The 17,563-nt window shown below is 70.8% G+C and carries 15 protein-coding genes and 2 pseudogenes; 5 read left to right on the top strand and 12 right to left on the bottom strand.

Annotation, left to right across the window (positions count from 1 at the left end):
• Positions 1-15: 15 nt before the first annotated feature.
• Entirely contained in the window at positions 16-915 is a 900-nt protein-coding gene (glyQ, locus tag SPK54_RS06430) for a glycine--tRNA ligase subunit alpha (RefSeq protein WP_330947098.1), read from the bottom strand.
• 82 nt (positions 916-997) lie between these two features.
• On the opposite strand from glyQ, the gene SPK54_RS06425 reads away from it, so the two are divergent.
• A complete protein-coding gene (locus tag SPK54_RS06425; RefSeq protein ID WP_330947097.1) occupies positions 998-1,711 on the top strand; it encodes a glutamine amidotransferase in 714 nt (237 codons plus the stop codon).
• Between the two features lie 43 nt (positions 1,712-1,754).
• A complete protein-coding gene (locus SPK54_RS06420) occupies positions 1,755-2,684 on the top strand; it encodes a hypothetical protein (protein WP_330947096.1) in 930 nt (309 codons plus the stop codon).
• 15 nt (positions 2,685-2,699) lie between these two features.
• Here SPK54_RS06420 and tatC read toward each other — a convergent pair whose 3' ends face one another.
• The 4 genes and pseudogenes from tatC to SPK54_RS06400 all read right to left on the bottom strand — a co-directional run.
• Positions 2,700-3,449 carry a twin-arginine translocase subunit TatC gene (tatC, locus tag SPK54_RS06415; RefSeq protein ID WP_190279792.1) on the bottom strand — a complete coding sequence of 250 codons (750 nt, stop codon included), beginning with the start codon at positions 3,447-3,449 and terminating at the stop codon, positions 2,700-2,702.
• Entirely contained in the window at positions 3,436-3,750 is a 315-nt protein-coding gene (gene tatB / locus SPK54_RS06410; protein WP_190279793.1) for a Sec-independent protein translocase protein TatB, read from the bottom strand. The genes tatC and tatB overlap by 14 nt, the downstream gene beginning before the upstream one ends.
• A 24-nt stretch (positions 3,751-3,774) precedes the next feature.
• Complete coding sequence (gene tatA, locus SPK54_RS06405; RefSeq protein WP_330947095.1) at positions 3,775-4,014, bottom strand: twin-arginine translocase TatA/TatE family subunit; 240 nt, start codon at positions 4,012-4,014, stop codon at positions 3,775-3,777.
• A 163-nt stretch (positions 4,015-4,177) separates the two neighbouring features.
• Positions 4,178-4,867, bottom strand: a pseudogene (locus SPK54_RS06400) (lipid-binding SYLF domain-containing protein); the annotation flags it as partial.
• A gap of 122 nt (positions 4,868-4,989) precedes the next feature.
• Here SPK54_RS06400 and hemH point away from each other — a divergent pair.
• Positions 4,990-5,958, top strand: coding sequence for a ferrochelatase (hemH, locus tag SPK54_RS06395; RefSeq protein WP_330947094.1), 969 nt, complete (start codon positions 4,990-4,992; stop codon positions 5,956-5,958).
• Positions 5,958-6,815, top strand: a complete 858-nt coding sequence (locus SPK54_RS06390; protein ID WP_330947093.1) for an alpha/beta hydrolase — start codon at positions 5,958-5,960, stop codon at positions 6,813-6,815. Before hemH ends, SPK54_RS06390 begins: the two co-directional genes overlap by 1 nt.
• 136 nt (positions 6,816-6,951) lie before the next feature.
• Here the strand turns inward: SPK54_RS06390 and SPK54_RS06385 are convergent, their stop codons facing one another.
• The 4 genes from SPK54_RS06385 to ttcA all read right to left on the bottom strand — a co-directional run bounded on the left by SPK54_RS06385 (position 6,952) and on the right by ttcA (position 10,343).
• Positions 6,952-7,467 carry a hypothetical protein gene (locus tag SPK54_RS06385; protein ID WP_330947092.1) on the bottom strand — a complete coding sequence of 172 codons (516 nt, stop codon included), beginning with the start codon at positions 7,465-7,467 and terminating at the stop codon, positions 6,952-6,954.
• 46 nt (positions 7,468-7,513) lie between these two features.
• On the bottom strand, positions 7,514-8,311 hold the full coding sequence (locus SPK54_RS06380) for a YgjP-like metallopeptidase domain-containing protein (protein WP_330947091.1): 798 nt from the start codon (positions 8,309-8,311) through the stop codon (positions 7,514-7,516).
• A gap of 112 nt (positions 8,312-8,423) precedes the next feature.
• Positions 8,424-9,326 carry a recombination-associated protein RdgC gene (locus tag SPK54_RS06375; RefSeq protein WP_330947090.1) on the bottom strand — a complete coding sequence of 301 codons (903 nt, stop codon included), beginning with the start codon at positions 9,324-9,326 and terminating at the stop codon, positions 8,424-8,426.
• Between the two features lie 75 nt (positions 9,327-9,401).
• Positions 9,402-10,343, bottom strand: a complete 942-nt coding sequence (ttcA, locus tag SPK54_RS06370) for a tRNA 2-thiocytidine(32) synthetase TtcA (RefSeq protein ID WP_330947089.1) — start codon at positions 10,341-10,343, stop codon at positions 9,402-9,404.
• Between the two features lie 55 nt (positions 10,344-10,398).
• Between ttcA and SPK54_RS06365 the strand changes: the two genes are divergently transcribed.
• Complete coding sequence (locus tag SPK54_RS06365) at positions 10,399-10,617, top strand: DUF465 domain-containing protein (protein WP_330947088.1); 219 nt, start codon at positions 10,399-10,401, stop codon at positions 10,615-10,617.
• A gap of 21 nt (positions 10,618-10,638) precedes the next feature.
• Here SPK54_RS06365 and plsB read toward each other — a convergent pair.
• From plsB to SPK54_RS06350, 3 genes and pseudogenes are all read right to left on the bottom strand, one after another.
• Positions 10,639-13,161, bottom strand: a pseudogene (gene plsB / locus SPK54_RS06360) (glycerol-3-phosphate 1-O-acyltransferase PlsB); the annotation flags it as partial.
• A 264-nt stretch (positions 13,162-13,425) separates the two neighbouring features.
• The gene (locus tag SPK54_RS06355) at positions 13,426-16,401 is read right to left on the bottom strand and encodes an EAL domain-containing protein (RefSeq protein ID WP_330947087.1); all 2,976 of its coding nucleotides are present in this window, start codon (positions 16,399-16,401) and stop codon (positions 13,426-13,428) included.
• 113 nt (positions 16,402-16,514) lie between these two features.
• Positions 16,515-17,432, bottom strand: coding sequence for a hypothetical protein (locus SPK54_RS06350; protein ID WP_330947086.1), 918 nt, complete (start codon positions 17,430-17,432; stop codon positions 16,515-16,517).
• Positions 17,433-17,563 lie beyond the last annotated feature (131 nt).

Genomic DNA, 17,563 nt, shown 5'->3' with positions numbered 1-17,563 from the left:
CGGGAATGACGGCTTTCAATTCTTCTTCAATCCCGGGAAGCCCAGCTTCTCGCGCTGCGCGTAATAGCTTTCCGCCACCGCCTGCGCCAGCTTGCGCACGCGCAGGATGTAGCGCTGGCGCTCGGTCACGGAAATCGCGCGACGCGCGTCCAGCAGGTTGAAGCTGTGGCTGGCCTTGGTGACCTGCTCGTAGGCGGGCAGCGGCAGGCCGGCTTCGACCAGCTTCATCGCCTCTTTCTCGCAGGCATCGAAGCGGTGGAACATCTCGGCCACGTCGGCGTGCTTGAAGTTGTAGGTGCTCTGCTCCACCTCGTTCTGGTGGTAGACGTCGCCATAGGTGACCGGCAGCCCATCGGGGCCGTAGGTCCACACCAGGTCGTAGACGTTGTCGCAGTTCTGCAGGTACATGCACAGGCGTTCCAGCCCGTAGGTGATCTCGCCCAGCACTGGGCGGCACTCCAGCCCGCCGGCCTGCTGGAAGTAGGTGAACTGGGTCACCTCCATGCCGTTCAGCCAGACTTCCCAGCCCAGGCCCCAGGCGCCGAGCGTCGGCGATTCCCAGTTGTCCTCGACCAGGCGCAGGTCGTGCACCAGCGGATCGATGCCCAGCGCCTTCAGCGAGTCGAAGTACAGCTCGACGATGTTGTCGGGGCTGGGCTTCATCACCACCTGGAACTGGTAGTAGCGCTGCAGGCGGTTGGGGTTCTCGCCGTAGCGGCCGTCGGTGGGGCGGCGACTGGGCTGCACGTAGGCGGCGTTCCACGGCTCCGGGCCGAGCGCGCGCAGGAAGGTGGCCGGGTGGAAGGTGCCGGCGCCGACCTCGAGGTCCAGCGGCTGGATCAGGACGCAGCCTTGTTCCGCCCAGTAGGCGTTGAGGCGCGAGACGAGTTGCTGGAAGGTGATCGGAACGGCCATGTCGGGCTGGGAAGTGCGAGGTAGCGGATTAGTATAAGGGCGCCTGTTTTTCCGCCCGCCGCCACGCCGCCCGCGAACGCCGATGACCCCGCCCTTCCTGATCCTCGAAACCGGCCAGCCCACCCCGTCGATGCGCCGCCATGGCAGCTTCGCCCACTGGATCCGGGTGGCCGCCGGATTGGGCCGCGACGATGCAGTGGTGGTGGACGTCCAGCGCGGCGACGCATTGCCCGGCCGCGAGGGCTTCGCCGGGGCGATCGTGACCGGCTCGGCGGCGATGGTCACCGAGCGCCACGACTGGAGCGAACGCAGCGCGGCGTGGCTGCGCGAGGCTGCGCACGCCGGCCTGCCGCTGCTGGGCATCTGCTACGGCCACCAGCTGATCGCGCACGCGCTGGGCGGCACGGTCGACGACAACCCGAATGGCCGCGAGATGGGCACGGTCCACATCGACCTGCACCCGCAGGCGCAGGACGACCCGCTGTTCGCCGGCCTGCCGGTGCGTTTTGCCGCCCAGGCCACCCACCTGCAGAGCGTGCTGCAGCCGCCGCCCGGGGCCACCGTGCTGGCCCGCAACGACCACGACGCCTGCCACGCCTTCCGCTGGGGCGACGCGGCCTGGGGCCTGCAGTTCCATCCCGAGTTCAGCGCCGGCCACATGCGCGGCTACATCCATGCCCGTGCCGATGCGCTGGCCCGCGAGGGCCGCTGCGGCAAGCGGCTGGCGCGCGAGGTCGGCGCGGCGCCGCATGCGCGCGAAGTCCTGCGCCGCTTCGTCCGCCGCGCCCGGCGCTGACGCGCGCTCCGGTATCCTGTGCGCATCGATCCCGGGGCGCAGCATGGACATTCGCGATTTGCCGGCCAGCCAAGGGCTGGTGTGGTTCCGTCAGGCCATCGACCTGGGCGCGAAGAACCCGCGCGCGGTGTTCGGTGCGGCGGCGCTGGCGATCATCGCGCTGTACGCCGCGGTGCTGGCGCTGGCGCTGGTGCTCGGGCTGCTGCTGGCCGGCGGCAAGGGCGCGGGGCAGGCGCCCGGCCTCGGCCTGCTGATGGCGGTGGCGCTGCCGCTGACGCTGGCGGTGATGCTGCTGGTGCCGGTGCTGCTGGGCGGGCTGATGCACGTGATCCGCGAATCCGAGGCCGGCCGTCCGGCGCATGCGCGCGACGTGTTCGTGCCGCTGCGCAGCGGCAAGGGCCGCCAGCTGGCCTGGCTTGGGCTGGTGCAGGTGGCGCTGGCGGTGGTCGGCGGCGTGCTGATGGTGGCGGTGGCCGGCAGCGACTACTGGCGCGACTACCTGCAGGCGATGCAGGCGGCGATGCAGGGCGGCACGCCGGCGGTGCCGCAGCCGCAGAACGGCGGCCTGTTGTTCCTGGTGCAGCTGGTTTTCAACTATTTCAGCTACGGCCTGATGCTGTTCGCGATCCCGCTGATGCTGTTCTCGGGCAACGGCCTGGGCGATGCGCTGCGCAACGCGCTGCGCGCTTCGGTCCGCAACATCGGCGCCAACCTGGTGGCCGGCGGGCTGTTCGTCGGCGCGCTGCTGCTGGCGGCGCTGGTGGTGGCGCTGCTGGCCAGCCTGCTGGCGGTGCTGGGCGGCGCCATCCATCCGGCGCTGGGGGCGCTGCTGACCATGCTGACCATGCTCGGCTTCGCCGGGGTGGTGCTGGTGCTGGTGGTGGGCGCGGCCTACCTGGCCTGGCGCGACACCTTCGGCGATTCGGCCGCGTCGTCGCCGGTGCCGCCGCCGGTGCACGGTTTCGAGGCCTGAGCCGGACTTCCCGCCTCAGGCGCGCGCATCGTCCGGGCGCGGCATGGCCAGTCCCGCGGCGATGATGCCGGCTTCGTACAGCAGGTACATCGGCACCATCATCAGCAGCATCGACAGGCCGTCGCCCGGGGTGATCAACATCGCGACCACGGCGATGCCGATCACCGCATAGCCGCGGCCCTGGCGCAGCTGGGCCGGGGTGACCCAGCCGAACATGGCGCACAGGGTGATCGCCACCGGCAACTCGAAGCCAAGCCCGGACGCCAGCGCGATCACCGCCACGAAGTCCAGGTAGCGGGCGATATCGGGCATCAGCGCCACCGCTTCCGGGCGGGTGAAGGCGATGAAGCGGAACATCGCCGGCAGCAGCACGTAGTAGGCGAACGCGCAGCCGGCGTAGAACAGCAGGATCGAAGACACCAGCATCGGCGCCGCCAGCCGCCGCTCACGCCGGTACAGGCCGGGGGCGACGAACGCCCACAGCTGGTAGAGCAGCACCGGTGCGGCCGCCAGCAGGGCGACATACAGCGCCAGCCGCAGCGGCGTCGAGAAGGGGGTCAGCGGATCGGTGGCGATCAGCTGGCTGCCGGCCGGCAGGGTGGCCAGCAGCGGCTTGGACAGCAGCGCGTACAGCGGGTTGCTGAAGAACGCGGCCACCCCGAACGCCACCAGCACCGCCACCACGCCCTTCACCAGGCGGGCGCGCAGCTCCAGCAGGTGGGCGATCAGCGGGCGCTCTTCCTGCGCGGGGTCAGGTGCCGTCATGGCCTTGACGGGTCGCAGGCGGGGGCGGGGTCGAGGGCGGCGGCGCGTCCTGCATCGGCGTATCCAGCTGCACGCCCTGCTGCACTTCCTGCAGCGCCTGGCGGGTCTCCTGCAGGCTGCGCCGGAGTTCCTCGTGGGCCAGCTCCTGCTCCAGTTCGTTCTTCATCGCGAACCACTGTGCGCGCGCCTTGCGCACCCACAGCCCGACGAAACGCGCGGCCTTGGGCAGCCGCTCCGGGCCCAGCACCAGCAGGGCGATGGCGCCCAGGATCACCAACTCGGGAAAGCTGACCTCGAACATCGCTGCGAACGACTACGCAGCGCTTCAGGAGTCCTGCCGCGAAGCGTCGCGCTGGCGGTCATGCTCGGCGGCGGCCGCGTCCTCGCGTCCATCGTTGCGCAGCTGCGGCGGCGGGGACTCGGCGTCGGGTTCCTGCACGCCCTTCTTGAACTCGCGGATGCCCTTGCCCAGTTCGCGCATGCCCGAGGTGAGGCGCTTGGTGCCGAAGATCAGCAGCACGATGACCAGCAGGATGAGGAGTTCGCGCCAACCGATCATGGCCATCACTTCGCAGGATTACAGGAGCCCAAGAATACCGCAGCGTCCGGCCTCAGTCCTCAAGCGGCGTGGTGGTGGCCGGGTTGCCCGCATCCAGCGGCTGCACGGTGGCGGCGGCCGGCGACGGCTGCGCCGGCGCGGCCGGGGCGCTGGCACCGCGGCGGGCGTAGCGGGCGGCGGCGGTGGCTTCCTCCAGCGCATCGCGGAAGGCGACGATGGGGGCCGACGGCGCCTGCGGCGCGCGGCCCTCGAAGATCATCCGCGGGGTCACGCCGCTGCCGTAGGCGGTGCGGTTGGCGCCGTTGTCGATCGACAGCACCGCGCCGTCCAGCGCCACGCCCGCGAACAGCCCGCGCGCGCGCGACCACGACCAGATCTCGGCTTTCAGCGCGCCGTCGGTGGCGGCGGCGGCGTTGCGGCCGACCGGGCCGGCGGCCACGCCGGCATCGGCGCCGAGGGTGATCTTGCCGTTGACCAGGTTGTCCAGCCCGCGCTCGCTGCGGAACACCAGGATCACGTCGGCCGACTGCACGCCGGCCTGCAGGCCGAAACTGGCGCCGGCCAGCTTCACGAACACGGGATTCGACCAGGTGCCATCGGGGGTCTTGATCGACACCAGACCGAGCCCGCGGCGGCCGCCCAGCATGAAGCCGGCCTTGATGGTGTCCGGGACGACCACGATCGCCTTGGCATCTTCCAGCAGGCGGTCCGGGATCGACGCCTCGGGGATGGACTGGATCTGCCGCACCACCCGCACCGCATCGTCGGCGCGCACGTCCTCGCGCGAACCCGCGACGACGGCACCGGCAGCCAGCAGCACGGCAAGGGCAAGGGTCAGGCGTCGCGGCGTCGCAGTCATCGTGGTCTCCGTGGTCTGCGTGGTCTGTGTGGGAAAGCGCGGAAGCCGCATCGTGGCGCGGCGGCCATGAATCGATATTAAGTCAGCGCATGGTACGCGGGCCGCCATGCGATCCTATGCCCATGTCGACGCCCCTTGACGCCGCTCCCGCGCTGGTACTGGTCAACCTCGGCACCCCGGCGGCGCCCACCGCCCCGGCAGTCCGCCGCTACCTCGCGCAGTTCCTGCACGACCACCGCGTGGTCCAGCTGACCCGCTGGCTGTGGTGCCCGCTGCTGCACTTCATCATCCTGCCGCTGCGCAGCCCGAAGGTGGCGCACAAGTACGCGCAGATCTGGATGGCGGGCGGTTCGCCGCTGGCGGTGCACACCGCCGCGCTGGCCGATGCCGTGGGCGCGCGCCTGCCGGGCAGTCGGGTGGCGTACGCGATGCGCTACGGCGAGCCGTCGGTGGCATCCGTGTTCGACGGCCTGCGCGCCGCCGGCGTGCGCCGGGTGCGGGTGTTGCCGCTGTACCCGCAGTACTCCACCACCACCACCGCCAGCGTGGCCGATGCGGTGGCCGCCGCGGCGGGCGACCTGCAGGTCGAGGTGCTGCACGACTACCACGTGGACGCCGGCTGGGCCGCGGCGGTGGCCGGGTCGATCCGCGCGCACTGGGACGCGCACGGCCGCGGCGAGCGCGTGCTGCTGTCGTTCCACGGCATCCCGCGGCGGCTGGTGGACGGCGGCGATCCCTACGCCGACCAGTGCGAGGCCAGCGCGCGCGCCATCGCGGCGGCGCTGGGGGTGCCGCGCGACGAGTTGCTGCTGACCTTCCAGTCGCGCTTCGGCCGCGAGCGCTGGTTGGAGCCCTACACCCTGCCGACGCTGGAAGCGCTGGCGCGCGACGGCGTGCGCCGGGTGGACGTGGTCTGCCCGGGCTTCGCTGTGGACTGCCTGGAAACGCTGGAAGAAATCTCGGTGGAAAATGCCGACGCCTTCCGCGCCGCCGGCGGCGAGGCGCTGCGCTACATCCCCTGCCTGAACGCGGGCGATGCGCATGCCGACGCGCTGGCCGCCCTGGCGCAGGGCGACGCGGGCTGGGCCTGATGCGCGAGGTGGGCTTCGATGCAGCGCTGGGCCGCCTCGCCGGCCTGCGCAATGACGGTCGCGGCCCGCGGGTGCTGGCGCTGCACGGCTGGCTCGACAACGCCGCCAGCTTCGTCCCCATGGCGCCGTACCTGCGCGCGTTCGACCTGGTGGCGCTGGACCTGCCCGGCCACGGCCGCAGCGCGCACCTGCCGGCGGGCGCGGAATATTCCTTCAGCGTTGCCATCGCCGCGGTGCTGGACGCCGCCGATGCGCTGGGCTGGGATCGCTTCCACCTGCTCGGCCATTCGATGGGCGCCGGCATCGCCAGCATGGTGGCGGCCGCGTGCCCGGAGCGGATCGAGCGGCTGGTGGCGATCGAGATGCTGGGCGCGCTGGCGGAAACACCCGAGCACACGGCCTCGCGGATGCGGGAAGCGGTGGCCGCGCAGCGGCGGGTGGCCGGCAAGCGCCTGCGCGTGTTTCCGGACATCGACACCGCCGTGCGCGCGCGCCTGCACGCCGGCCGCGTGCCAGGCAGCGGCCTGGACGAGGCGTTGGTGCGCCTGCTGGTGGAGCGCGGCGTGAACCCGGTGGCCGGCGGCTATGCCTGGAGCAGCGACCAGCGCCTGACCCTGCCCAGCCTCAGCCGGCTGACCGAGGCGCAGATCGACGACCTGCTGGCGTGCATCAGCTGTCCCACGCTGGCCGTGTTCGCCGAGCCGGCCCAACCCTATTTCCCCGATGCGCAGCGCCGCCGGCGGGTGGAGCTGCTGCCGCGTGGGCGCCTGCTGGCGATGCCGGGCGGCCACCACCTGCACATGCAGCAGCCGGACGCGGTGGCCGGCGCGATCAACGATTTCCTGATGTCGCCGTAAGAGCGCACTGAAGGGCGCGATGCACGGGATGTGGTTTCGCGAAGGCGGTCGCGCCCCTGCGGCGCGCTCCTGCAGCGGGTGCGTGTTGAGCGAGGGCGTCCGCGCCCCTGCGGTGGGCTCCAGCGGAACGCGGTGCCTATTCGTTGGTGCCGGCGCGGATGGCGAGCTGGGTGCCGCCCTCTTCGCCCTTCAGCAGCTGGTAGAACACCTGCCGCTTGTCCTTGCTGTAGGCCAGGCTGCTGCTGTCGCCGGTCTGCATCGCCATCTCGCGCTGCCAGCCGCCGTCCCGCATCGCCTTGTCGGTGGCGGCATGCACGGCGGCCATGTCCGCCGCGGTGGTGAGGTTGACCATCTGCGCGCCGCCCAGCTCCATCGCGCTGGCCACCTTGTGCCCGTCCGGCAGGTAGATGTCGGAGGGGAAGCCGGCCGGCAGCGGCACGCTGCCGCCGTCCTCGGCGGTGGCCACCTTGAGGTCGCCCTGTTCGGTCTTGATGGTGACGGCGTTGCCGTCCTTGTCCACCTTCATGCCGGTGGCTTTCTCCATCGCGGCTTCGACCGCGGCGTCCTGGGCCTTCTTGCAGGCCGGCAGCGCGGCGACCGCGGCGATCAGGGCAAGGGACAGCAGGCGGCGATGGGTGTAGGTCATGGACATGGGTTCCCCGGTGTTGTCGTTGCCGGAGATTACGTGATCCGCGCCCTCAGCCGGCCAGCAGCTGCCGCAGCCGGCCCTTCAGCGCGCGCCCTTCGGCGCGCAGGAACGCGCGCTCGTCGCGCCACGTCGGGAAGCGCGCTTCGACCTCGTTCCAGAAGCGCGTCGAGTGGTCGGCATGCAGCAGATGGCAGAGCTCGTGCACCAGCACGTATTCGAACGCCGGCGGCGGCGCCAGCAGCAGCGCCAGGTCCAGCGCCAGCGTGCCGTCCGGGGCCAGCGAGCCCCACAGCGACGAGGTGCGCTTGAACACGAGGCGGCGCGGCGGGCGCGGCAGCCCGGACAGGTATTTCGGCAGCCAGCGGCCGGTATCCGCGCGGCCCTGGGCTTCGTAGAAGTCGCGCAGCGCGCGCCGCAGCGCGGCGTCGCCGGCGCTGGCCGGCGCGATGAAGCGCAGGCCGCCGTCGGCATCGCACTCCAGCCGCGTCGCGCGGCCGCCGTCCCAGCGCAGCGGCAGGTCGGCGCCGCGCAGCGGCAGGGTGGTGGTGGTGGTGCGGACCAGGCCGGTGCCGGCGAGGCCGGATTGCGCCGCCAGCTGCCGCACCAGCCAGTCGCGGTGTTCCCGCAGGAAGCGTTCGCCGGACACCAGGCTGGCGCGCAGCGGCAGCGTCAGGCGCGCGCCGCGTTCGTCCACCGACAGCTTGACCCGCTTCGCGCGCGGATCGCGGACCCGCAGCACGTCGATGCGGCTGCCGTCGTCCAGCACGAAGGGCAGGCGGTCGCGCTGCACCGCCGGGGTCTTCGGCGTGGTGCGGACGGGGGCGAGCAGGCGGAACAGGGCGCGCATATGCGGCGATTCTACGGCCCGCCCCTCACCGAGGATGGACGGCTGGAGGCGTCTCCCCGCCAGGGCAGTGCCCTGCCGATCCTCCCCTGCTGCGCAAGGAGAGGAGCAGGCCTCACTCCGCCTTGCTGAGCTTGAACGCCTTCTCCAGCACCGCGAACAGGCGCTTGAACTCGCCGGTCATCAGCGCGAAGCGGGCCTGCAGTTCGGCCACGATGTCGTCGTGTTCGGTGGACTCCATCTGGTCCACCGCGCCGTCCAGCAGCTTGAACTTGCGCACGATCAGGTCCTCGCCGATCACGAAGCTGACGTGGTCGTCCAGCACCAGCGCCAACCGTGTGCACTGCTTGCCGGCCTCGAGATGCTTGCTGATCTCCTCGCCGGACAGCTCCATGCGCTGGATCTTCACCACCGCGCCGGTGTCGGTGGGGTCGCGCAGCTCGCACTCGTCGCCCAGCGCCAGACCGTCGGGCAGCGCGTCGCCGGCCAGCCAGCCGGTGAGGATGGCGCGCGGCGCCACTTCGGCGTTCAGTGGCAGCGCCGGGAAGCTGCCCAGCGCGCGGCGCACTTCCGACACCACCGACTCGGCCGACTTGCGCGAGGAGGTGTCCACCGCGATCACGCCCAGCTGGCCGTCGAGCAGGGCGTCGCTGCGCACCGGGCGCACGAACGCGCGCGGCAGCAGTTCGGTGATCAGTTCGTCCTTCAGCCGCTTGCGGGTGCGGCCGCCGGGCTTGCGGCCTTCCTTCTCCTCGATCGCGGCCAGCTTCTTCTGCAGCAGGTCGTTGACCACCGCGCCGGGCAGGAGCTTGTCCTCGCCACCCACGGTCAGCCAGCGCGCGTCGTCGCACAGGTGCTGGAAGCCGTCGTGGTGCTGGCCCATCGGCGCGACGAAGCCGCGCGAGGACAGCTCCAGCGGGCCGACCGGCTTGAGCGCGCATTCGGCCAGCTGCGGTTCGAGGTCGGACAGGTCGAGCGAGGAGGGGAAGCGGAACAGGGTCAGGTTGCGGAAGAACATCGGGAATCCTGTGGAAGGGCCTTCGCCAGCGGAGCGCCGAAGGCCGGGCGGGAATGCGGGAAACGCGGCGCGGGATCAGGACTTCAGGATGTCCAGCCCGTCGTGGTTGCGCACCGGATGCAGCGCCATCGCCACGGGCTCCGGCGCGTCGGGTGCGCCAGCCAGCCACGCATGCGCGTCGGGCAGCGCCGCGTCGCCGCGCTTGCCGAGGGCGAGGAAGTCGAACAGTTTCGGGTCGCTGAGCTGCGACGGGCGGATGTCGCCCAGCGCGCGCGCCATGGTCTCGATGCGGCCGGGCGATTCCTTTTCCCACTGCGCCAGCATTTTTTTCACCTGCTTGCGCTGCAGGTTCTCCTGCGAGCCGCACAGGTTGCAGGGGATGATCGGGAAGCCCTTCGCCTCGGCGTAGGCCTCGATGTCGGCCTCGCGCACGTAGGCCAGCGGGCGGATCACCACGTGCTTGCCGTCGTCGCTGAGCAGCTTGGGCGGCATGCCGCTCAATTTCGCGTGGAAGAACAGGTTGAGGAAGAACGTGTTGACCAGGTCGTCGCGGTGGTGGCCCAGCGCGATCTTCGTGAAGCCGTGCTGCTCGGCGTAGGTGTACAGCGCGCCGCGGCGCAGCCGCGAGCACAGCGAGCACATGGTCTTGCCTTCCGGGATCACCCGGCTGACCACCGAGTAGGTGTCCTGTTCGAGGATGTGGAAGTCCACCCCGATCGAGCGCAGGTACTCCGGCAGCACGTGCTCCGGGAAGCCCGGCTGCTTCTGGTCCAGGTTGACCGCGGTGATGCTGAAATCGACCGGCGCTTTTTTGCGCAGCTGCAGCAGCACGTCCAGCATCGTGTAGCTGTCCTTGCCGCCGGACAGGCAGACCATGACCTTGTCGCCGTCCTCGATCATGCCGAAGTCGGCGATCGCCTTGCCCACCTGGTGGCGCAGGCGCTTGGCCAGCTTGTCGGCCTCGCGCTTGCGGCTGGGGAGGGGGAGGTCGTTGAGCGGGGGCGCGGTGGTATTCATCGAACCGCCATTTTACCCGCCCGCCGGCGGCATCCGGGCGCGCTATGCTCGGCACATGAACCAGCCCACCGATCCGGCCGAACTGTCGCGCATGGCGCGGCGCGTGGTGGACCTGCGCGAGCAGCATCGGGACCTGGACGATGCCATCACGCGGCTGCAGGCCGACATCCAGGCCGACGAGCTGATGCTGAAGCGGCTGAAGAAGCGCAAGCTGCTGCTGAAGGACCAGATCGCCTGGCTGGAGAACGCGCTGATCCCGGACGAGCCGGCCTAGGGCGCCTGCCCGGATGCGCCGTCAGGACGACGGCGTGTCCGCGTTCTCCGGCGGCAGCGCGGGGATCTCCCCGGTGGTGCGCGCGCTGGCCGGGCTGATCTTCTCGATGGTGGCGCGCAGCTCGCGGCCCAGCACCACCCGCGCGTCCTTGGCCCACGCCTTCAGGCGGTCGTCGAACATCAGCTTGCTGGTTTCCGGGTGCGGCCAGACCAGCTTGAGATCGCGCAGCTGCTGGATGAAGCCGCGGAACAGCGCCTTGTCGAAGAACTCCGGGGCGGCCGGGGCGTACAGCAGCGACAGCCGCTGCGCGGTGAGCTGGCACAGGCTTTCCAGCTCGCCCGCGCCGAGGGTGCCGGAGCCGTTCTTCACCAGCACCGCGATGGCGATGTAATAGCGCTCGAAGGCCTGCTGCAGGGTGTGGCCGAGCGCGCGCAGGCGGAACACCTCGTCGCTCTGGCCGGCGTTGCGCTGGAGGATGCCGCCGTCCTCGTCGCTGGCCTGCTCCAGCAGGCCTTCGCGGACGAACACCTCGATGGTGCGGTCGATGCGCTCGGCGAACGTGTCCTCGTCCCAGGGCAGGAACAGCTCGGCCTGCAGGAACGGATACAGGGTGCGGCCGATCTGCTGCAGCTGGCGTCGGCCCATGCGGCGGTTGTTCTGGAAGCACACCGCGATCCACGACGATGCGGTGAACAGGTGCAGCACGTTGTTGCGGAAGTAGCTCAGCAGCACCGCGTTGTCGCCCTCCACGCCGAGCACGTCGCCGAGCGGGTGGGGGGTGCGGGCGATCAGGCCGATCTCCTCGCCGTGGGCGATGATCTGCTCCGGCGAGTGCGGGGTCACCGTCACCCAGTCCGAATACGGCACGTCCGCCAGCAGGGTCTTGGACAGCGCGATCTGCGCGCGCAGGTCGGCCTCGCCCATCGCGTGCTTGGGGGTGGACAGCAGCGCCAGCGCCAGCAGGTTGATCGGATTGACGTCGGCGGCGCGGTTGACGTGGACCTGGATCTTCTGCGCCAGCGCGTCGATGGTGCGGGCGAACCATGCGGGCTTTTCGTCGTCGCCCACCGGCTTGCCGTCCCATTCCGGCGCGTGCTCGGCCAGGATCTCGTCCAGCCGGATGCGTTCGCCGAAGTTCACCACCACCTGGCCGTAGTTGCTGCGCAGCACCTTGGGGATGCCGGTCACCAGCTGCCAGATGGACTCCTTTTCCTTCGGCTTGCCGGACAGCTCGTCGAGGTAGCTGCGGCCCTCCATCAGCTTTTCGTAGCCGATGTAGACCGGCTGGAACAGCAGCGGCCGGGTCGGCTGGCGCAGGTAGGCGCGCACGGTCATCGCCAGCGAGCCGCCCTTGGGCTGCAGCAGCCGGCCGGTGCGCGAGCGCCCGCCTTCGATGAAGTATTCGATGGAATAGCCGCCGGCGACCAGCTGCGCCATGTACTCGCGGAACACCGCCGAATACAGCGCGTTGCCCTTGAAGCTGCGGCGGGCGAAGAACGCGCCGCCCTTGCGCAGCACCGTGCCCACCACCGGCAGGTTGAGGTTGATGCCGGCGAAGATGTGCGGGGCGACGATGCCGTGGCTGTACAACAGGTAGCTCAGCAGCAGGTAGTCCATGTGGCTGCGGTGGCTGGGCACGTAGACCACTTCATGGCCCGGCGCTTCCTGCTTGAACTGGTCGAGGTGGTGCACCAGCACGCCGCGGTAGATGCGGTTCCACACCGAGGTCAGCAGGAAGCTCAGCGAGCGCACCACCGTGTTCGAGTAGTCGGCGGCGATTTCCCAGAAATAGGCGTTGGCCTTCTTCCACGCTTCTTCCGGCTTGCTGTTGTCGCGGCGGGCCTGGTCGGCGATGGCGTCCTTGACCAGCGGCGCGGACAGCACCTGGTCGGCCAGCATGCGGCGGGTCGAAAGATCCGGCCCGATCACCACCTCGCGCACCCGGCGGAAGTGGGTGCGCAGCACGCGCGAGAGCTTGCGCACGGTGCGCTCGGGTTCCAGCCCCTCGGCGACGATGTCGCGCAGCGGGATCGGCGGGGCGAACTGCACCAGGGTGTCGCGGCCGTTGAGCAGGATCGCCAGCAGCCGGCGGAAGCGGCCCACCAGCGTCCAGTTCTCCGAGAACAGCACGCTGAACCAGCCGCTGCTGCGCTTGGGCGCCTGGCCCACGAAGATCGACACCGGCACCAGCTGCACGTCCAGCGATGCATCGTCGCGGTGCGCCTGCAGCAGCCGCGCCAGCGAGCCGGAATGGGTCTTGTGTTCGGCGCCCGGCAGCAGGCCCAGCGCGTTGGCGTGGCGGCGCGACAGCGCCACGTAGGCGCGCTTGCGGCCCAGCGGGTCGCCGGCGATCGGCTGCAGCGGCGGCGGCAGGCCGGCCTCGCGGCAGGCCCGCGCCAGGATCAGGGCGTTGGAGAGGCCGTAGTCCTCCAGCACGTAGCAGATCGGGCGAGGGTCGCCGCCCACCTGCGGATCGGTTTCGATGTCCAGCTTCAGCCACGGGTGCAGCGGCCGCCCCAGCAGGCGCGCCCACAGCGGCAGCCGGTTCCTGTGGGGGCGCGTCGGCGCGGCAGGGGCCCCGCCGGGGCCCAGGAAGGCGGGCAGCGGCAATGGTTCGCCGGCATTCGCGGCGTCGGAACGGATGTCCGCGCCGGCGGCGTCGGCGTCGCGCGCGGCATCTGCGGTCGGCGGGTCGAACAGGCCGGCCTGGGCGGGAGTCTGGCGATCTGGCATCACCGCCATTATGGACGTCCGTCGCCGGCAGGCGTGGCGTGGCGCCACCCGAGGCCGGGATTCATGTGACCGGAGTCACGTTTCGCGCGGCAACGCGGGCCCGGATGCCGCGCCCGCCCGCCAATGCCCGGCCGGCTGCGGCCGCCCGAACAGGAAGCCCTGCGCGCAGGGGCAGCCTGCCGCCAGCAGTGCCTGCCGCTGGGCCTCGGTTTCCACGCCCTCCGCCACCACGCTCAGGCTCAGCGAGCGGGCCAGGCCCTGCACCGCTTCGATGATCGCCAGGCTGCGGCGCGCGTCGGCCTGGCCCAGGTCGCGGATGAACGAGCGGTCGATCTTGATCGACTTCAGCGGGAAGCGATGGACGTAGCTGAGCGAGGAATAGCCGGTGCCGAAGTCGTCCAGCGCGGCGCCCACCTGCGCGTCCTGCAGCCGCTGCAGGATCCGCGCGGCGGCCTCGGGGTCCCCCAGCAGGGTGCTTTCGGTGACCTCGATGCGCAGCCGTGCCGGCGGGAACCCGGTCTCCTGCAGCAGGTCCAGCAGGCGCTGGTCGAAATCCTCGTACTGGAAATGGCGCGGCGAGATGTTGATGCTGATGAAGCCGTCGTCCGCGACCAGCGGTGCGCCTGCGGTGCAGGCCAGCCGATACATGTGCCAGTCGATCGCCTCGATCAGGCCGCTCTCCTCGGCCACCGGCAGGAACTCGCCGGGCCCCAGCAGGCCGCGGGTGGGGTGCTGCCAGCGGATCAGCGCCTCGTAGCCCACCGTGCCGCCGTCGTCGAGGCGGACGATGGGCTGGAAATAGGGCACGAACTCGCCTGCATGCAGCGCCTGGCGCAGCTGCAGCTCCAGTTCCAGCACGTTCATCGCCGCCTTCTGCTGGCGCTCGTCGAACAGCACGAAGCGCTGCCGCCCGGTCGCCTTGGCGCGGTACAGCGCCACGTCGGCGTCGTGCAGCATCTCGTCGATGGTCTGGTAGCGCGGGTGGCTGATGGCGATTCCGATGCTGACCGAGGCCTGCAGGTCGCGGTCGCCCACCTGCACCGCGGCCTGCATGCGCGCCTGGATGCGCTGGGCGATCTTGACCGCGGTGGCGGGCTGGGCGCCCTCCTCCAGCAGGATCGCGAATTCGTCGCCGGACAGGCGGGCGACGATGTCCGGGCCGCGCACGCAGTCCAGCAAGCGCGCCGACACCTCGCGCAGCACCGCATCACCGGCCAGGTGGCCCAGGCTGTCGTTGAACAGCTTGAAACGGTCCACGTCGAGGTAGAGCAGGGCGAAGGCGTGCTGCGGGTTGCGCTGCTGGCTGGACAGCGCCCGTTCCAGCCGGTCGCGCAGGTACAGCCGGTTGGGCAGGCCGGTCAGCGGGTCGTGCATGACCTGGTGCTTGAGCTGGGCCTCCACCTGCTCGCGCACCGAGATCTCGCGGCGCAGTTCGCGGGTGCGTGCCTGCACCCGCTGTTCCAGTTCGGCGTTGAGCGCGTGCAGGGCTTCGGCGTGGCGCCGGCGCTGCACGCTGCTGGCGATCTGGTGGGCGACGAAGGTCAGCAGTTCGGCGTCCTCGCTGCTGTACACCAGGTCCGGCCGGTAGCTCTGCACCACCACCATTCCCATTACCCCATCGGCGCCCATCAGTGGCGCGCCCAGCCAGCACACCGCGGAAGTGCGGCTGGCGTGGTGGGTGGCGTCCATCTCGCCGCGCGCCACCAGTTCGCGCACGCCCTGGTCATCGATCAGCAAGGCGTGGCCCAGGCGCAGGGCGTATTCGGTCAGGCCCTGGCCCAACGGGCGGTCGACACGGTCGTCGCCGGCCACGTCCACCGAGTAGGGAATCTCCAGCTGGGTGCCGTCGGCGGAGAGCAGGGCGATGTAGAAGTTCTCGGCATACAGCAACTCACCCACCGAGTGGTGGATGCTGCGGTAGAAGTCCTCGTCGCGCTCCTGGCTGTTGGCCAGGGCGGCGATCTTGTACAGGGTGGCCTGCAGGTGCGCCGCGCGTTCGCGCTCGGCCACCTGCGCCTGCAGCTGCATATTGGCCTGTGCCAACTCCACGGTGCGGTCGGCGACGTGCTGTTCCAGCGCCTCCTGGCCACGCTTGCGCTCCACCGCATTGAGCACGTGCTCCGCCACGAAAGACAAAACCGCGCAGTCAGACTGGGTGTAACTGAAGCCTTCGCGATAGCTCTGCACCACCAGCGCGCCGACCACTTCGTCGTTGCGGCGCATCGGCACGCCCATGAAGTCCACCGACGGCGTGCCAAGCGCGTCTTCATGGATCAGGCCCAGCGTCTCGGCAATCTGCTCGGATGGACCGCGGACCGCGCGGCCATGGCGGATCAAGCCCAAGGTGAGGCTGCCGCCCATCTCCGAGGCCTTGAACTCCTGCTCGGGACCGTGCATGCCGCCGTCCATCTCATCGGCGAAATAGATGAAGCGGATGGTTTCGCGCTGGCGGTCGTACAGGGCGATGTAGAAATTCTCGGCGTACATCAGCCGGCCGATGATCTGGTGCAGGCCGCGCAGCAGGCTCTGCATGTCTCGGTCGGAGGCGGCCATGTCGGCGATCGCGAACAGCGCGTGCTGGAGCTGTTCGGCCTGTTCCAGGTCCTTGACCGAGGTCTGCAGGCGCTGGATCGAGAACAGTTCGGAAAGGCGCCTGCCGGCCAGCGCGAGCAGGCGGCTGGCGGACGCGTCCAGGGTGGCCAGCGCGCCCGGCGCGGCCAGCAGCACCGCCCCGGCTTCGGCGGCCCCCGGCGGCAGCAGCTGGGTATCCGGCCCGCTGCCGGCGGGCAGCGGCCGGCCGGCGAATGCGGCTTCGGCGGCGGCGCGGTTGTGGCTGGTGCCGGCTTCCGCCGGTTCGAACAGCAGCTCGCCGTGGTCGGTCCAGGCCACGGCCTCGGCGGCGATGCCGCAATCGCGCAGGGCCTCCAGCAGCGCGGCAGCCGCGGCGTCCACGCCGGTGGCGGTGAGGATGGACAGGCCGGAAGCGGCGAATGCGGACGCACCCGGCGTCCACGCGCCCTCCCCTGTATCCGATGTCTGGCTGTCGCTCATACCCTCGCCCTTGGCCTCACTGCCTCGGCCCGCTTCCGTCCCGCGGAGCCGGGCGCCCTGTCGCCAGTGTATCGGCCGCGCCGCTGGAATCTTGGGCCCGCCCCTTCCTGCCCCTACGGCCCGGACTGCAGCGACTGCTCCGCGCGACGCAGGTAATTGGCCAGATACCAGTGGCCGTCGACGCGCACTGCGGGCGCGAGGGCGTCGATGTGGGTGCCGGCGAGGGTGTACTGCAGGCGCAGCTCGGCGGTATCGCCGGTCTGCCTGAGCAGGCTGACGTGCAGGCTGCGCAGGGCCGCGTCGACATCCAGGCCGTACTGCAGGCGCAGTTGCGCCAGCAGGGTGGCGAAGAACGGCGACAGCCGGTTGAGGCTCTGGGTCATGCCGAGGGCGGCGAACGCCGCGTTGCCGGCCTTGCCGTCGATGCCGCTGCGCACCGCTGCGGCAGCCAGCGTGGAAAAGAACGGGCGGGCGCGTTTCGGGTCGGCCAGCGGCGCGGACAGCGCCCAACCGCCCAGCGCGGTGATGGCCTGGGTGATGTGCGCACGCTCTTCCTCGCTGTATCCGGCATCCTTCTGCACGTACTCGCCGCCGAACACCACCAGGGTGCGGACCGCCTGGTCGATGTCCTTGTCGGCATGGGCGAACTGCCGGCGGAAGGTCGTCATCAGCGCCTTGTCGGCCTGCGGGGCCTGCAAGGCGACCAGCATGCGCGAAATGTGGGTGTCCAGCGGCAGCTCGTCCAGCGGCCACCGGCTCTCTCCCTGCGACCATGCGGCTTCCAGCTGCGCGTGCAGGGCCGGCGGGACGGCCAGCCGGGCGAAGCCCGCGCCGTCGCGCGCCAGCAGGCGGTCGCGCAGCACATACACGGCGTCCACCGGGCGCGTCGCCGCGGCCTCGGCGGTGGCCTGGGGGGCGACCGGGCCGGGGACCGGTCCGCGCTGGCAAGCCGGCAGACATCCAAGCGCCAGCCCCAGGCACAGGGCCAGCGCGCGGCATCGGTAGCGGGTGGAGGCGTCCCCGGCAGGCATGGGCGGAGTGTCGGCGGGCGCGTTCGCCAGCGCAAGCGCCGCGGTGCCGCACGGGATGGCCGGCATCGTCCCGCGCGGGAACCGGGAATCGCATGGGAAGCGGCCCGAAGCCGGAAAGAAAAAGAGGAGGC

Origin of the sequence: Thermomonas sp. LB-4, assembly GCF_036409385.1 — a bacterium.
In the GTDB taxonomy this organism is placed as follows: Bacteria; Pseudomonadota; Gammaproteobacteria; order Xanthomonadales; family Xanthomonadaceae; genus Thermomonas.
Note: the sequence above shows the minus strand (reverse complement) of the source record. Positions and strands in the feature narration are given on the sequence as shown.